Origin of the sequence: Planktotalea sp. (genome assembly GCF_049680325.1) — a bacterium.
Lineage (GTDB): Bacteria > Pseudomonadota > Alphaproteobacteria > Rhodobacterales > Rhodobacteraceae > Planktotalea.
Genome location: NZ_JBAUHO010000134.1, coordinates 1 through 2,277, shown reverse-complemented (window position 1 = coordinate 2,277; position 2,277 = coordinate 1). Strand labels below are relative to the sequence as shown.

The window sequence follows — 2,277 nt, the reverse complement described above, 5'->3', positions numbered from 1 at the left end:
CACTATGGGAACGTATCAAATTCGGTAAATCCTCGCTCGTGGGTATCGTCACGGGGACCATCGCGGGCCTTGCTTCTATCACGCCTGCTTCTGGCTTTGTCGGCCCGATCGAAGCGCTGGTGATTGGCGCAGTCGCGGGTATTCTGTGTCAGGAAGCGGTCCTTGTGATCCGCAACCGCCTGAAGATCGACGACACATTGGATGTTTTCGCGGTGCACGGCGTTGGCGGCATCTTTGGCACAATCATGATTGCGGTTTTTGGTGCCGGCACATGGGCCGCGCAGCTTGGTGGATTGGCCATCGTTGGTCTTTACACCTTGGTTGTGACCGTCGCGCTGATCTATATCGTAAAAGCAATCACGCCGCTGCGCGTTGATATTGAAACAGAAACCAACGGTCTTGATCTGGCCGTTCACGGTGAGCGCGCTTACGATATGTCCTCGTAATTTCGCGACATTTCAATGATTGGGCGGGTCCGTAAAAGGGTCCGCCTTTTTTGTGCGTTATGCACGATCTTCCCAATGCCCGACGCGCGGGTCCATGATGCGCCGCCAAAGCGGCGGCACAAGCGCAATGAGCGCCATCATCGGCAAGCTGTAGGGAAGCATGGGCATTTGCGCCACAACCAGTTGTAATGAAGGGTACTGACGTGACGGATGGGTATGATGATCCGAATGGCGCGGGGCGTTCAACATCATCGCGCCGGAAAAACGATGCGGCGTGTTCCAGCTATGCTCTGCTCCGACAGGTTCGGGCTTGCCATTTTCCAACATTCTACGTCTGAGCCCATAATGTTGCACATAGTCCGATAGGAAGATTTGCAGCTGCGCATAAACGCCAAGACAGGCGCAGATAAAAAGGCCCTTTACGCCGCCCAAAGCAAAGCCTGCCAGCAATGTCGCCGCCGCGCCCAAATGATAGAACGTATAGGGATGCCGTTCGCCTATCTTCAATCGCTTCTGTTCGGCCGCGTATCCAGCACGATATGAACCAAGCCAGGCGCGCCCGAAAAAGCGCCAAAAGCCACGGCCCTTTGGTGCGGAAACAGGATCGCTCGCCGTGCCAACATGGACGTGATGCACCAAGGGGTGGGCAGAGGCATGATGGCCCATCAGGATGGACATATAGACCGCGCGTCCAAGTCGGCGCAGGCTACGCTGCGGGCGGTGGATCAACTCATGCGCGTTGGGATGCCCGACCTGCCCCGCGAAAAGCGCGACAGCCAGAAAAAGCGCGAACTGCTCTGCGATGCCCGCGCGCGCCGTTGCAAGCGACACGATGCAAAGCCCGAGCACCAGAAAATGCGCCAGCGCAAGAACAACAGATAAGGGCGTCGCGGCCGGGAACTCTGCCTCGGCGGGTGCGTTTGCCAATAATTCGGGCGTTAGGCGATCCACGGCATAGGCAAAGAGGGAAATATAGGCCAGCGCCGCCCAGACCCAGATCCCGCCAAACAGGCAGGCTGCAAGTAGCAGCGCAACCAATGTTAACGTAACCAGTGAAAATTTCGTCATGCGGTCTGGCCTCTCTGCCCCATGCCAATGCGTTACTCGGGTGACATTAGTTCCACCTCGGAACCCTCAGAAATAGAAGTATAAAAACAACTCCTGCGATTGGTATGACAGGCAGGTCCGCTCTGACGTACAATCGCCAGCAGACAATCCTTGTCACAGTCCATGCGCAAATCAACAAGTTCCTGAACGTTACCGGATGTTTCGCCCTTTACCCAAAAGGACGCGCGCGAACGCGACCAATATGTAACGCGGCGGCTGTCGATTGTGCGCTGCACGGCTTCGGCATTCATCCAGGCCATCATCAACACTTCGCCCGTACCATCGGCCTGCGCGATCACGGGAATGAGCCCAGCGTCATTGAAGCGTAGCGTTGCGGGATCAAAACTCATCGTGCTAGTCCTTTCAAAAGCGCGGCATGCCGCCTATCTACGCAACATTGCAACAGGGCGAAAGCGTTCAATCCATGGCAGCCGAAACCGACCTTATCAAGCTTTACTCTGCGCGCATTCTCGCCTTGGCCAGTGATATCCCTTGCGCAGAGCGATTGGAGGCACCGCAGGCCAGCGTCAAAAAGCGCTCGCCCCTGTGTGGCTCAACCGTGACGGTCGATCTGTCCATGCACAACGGTATCGTCAGCGCATTTGGTCAGGATGTTAAGGCCTGCGCATTGGGACAGGCCGCCGCCGCAGTGGTCGGCGGCGCGATCATCGGCTGCACGCCTGAACAAGCGATCAAGGGCCGCGATCAGTTGCGCGCCTTGTTA

The 2,277-nt window shown here is 57.0% G+C and carries 4 protein-coding genes; 2 read left to right on the top strand and 2 right to left on the bottom strand.

Translation table 11 applies throughout. From position 1 onward, the window contains the following. The coding region (locus WBC85_RS05980; protein ID WP_424433964.1) for an ammonium transporter at positions 1–446 on the top strand (446 nt) is incomplete at its 5' end. A 57-nt stretch (positions 447–503) separates the two neighbouring features. Here WBC85_RS05980 and WBC85_RS05975 read toward each other — a convergent pair. Then, a complete protein-coding gene (locus WBC85_RS05975) occupies positions 504–1,514 on the bottom strand; it encodes an alkane 1-monooxygenase (protein WP_424433962.1) in 1,011 nt (336 codons plus the stop codon). Between the two features lie 32 nt (positions 1,515–1,546). Continuing rightward, positions 1,547–1,903 carry a phosphoribosyl-AMP cyclohydrolase gene (hisI, locus tag WBC85_RS05970; protein ID WP_424433960.1) on the bottom strand — a complete coding sequence of 119 codons (357 nt, stop codon included), beginning with the start codon at positions 1,901–1,903 and terminating at the stop codon, positions 1,547–1,549. Positions 1,904–1,977: 74 nt separating this feature from the next. Here hisI and WBC85_RS05965 point away from each other — a divergent pair. Further along, positions 1,978–2,277: iron-sulfur cluster assembly scaffold protein (locus WBC85_RS05965; RefSeq protein ID WP_424433966.1), on the top strand; the 300-nt coding region annotated here is incomplete at its 3' end.

Bases quoted from the DNA above. Each gene is read 5' to 3' on its own strand.
- WBC85_RS05975 (WP_424433962.1), bottom strand. From the start codon at position 1,514: ATGACGAAATTTTCACTGGTTACGTTAACATTGGTTGCGCTGCTACTT.
- hisI (WP_424433960.1), bottom strand. From the start codon at position 1,903: ATGAGTTTTGATCCCGCAACGCTACGCTTCAATGACGCTGGGCTCATT.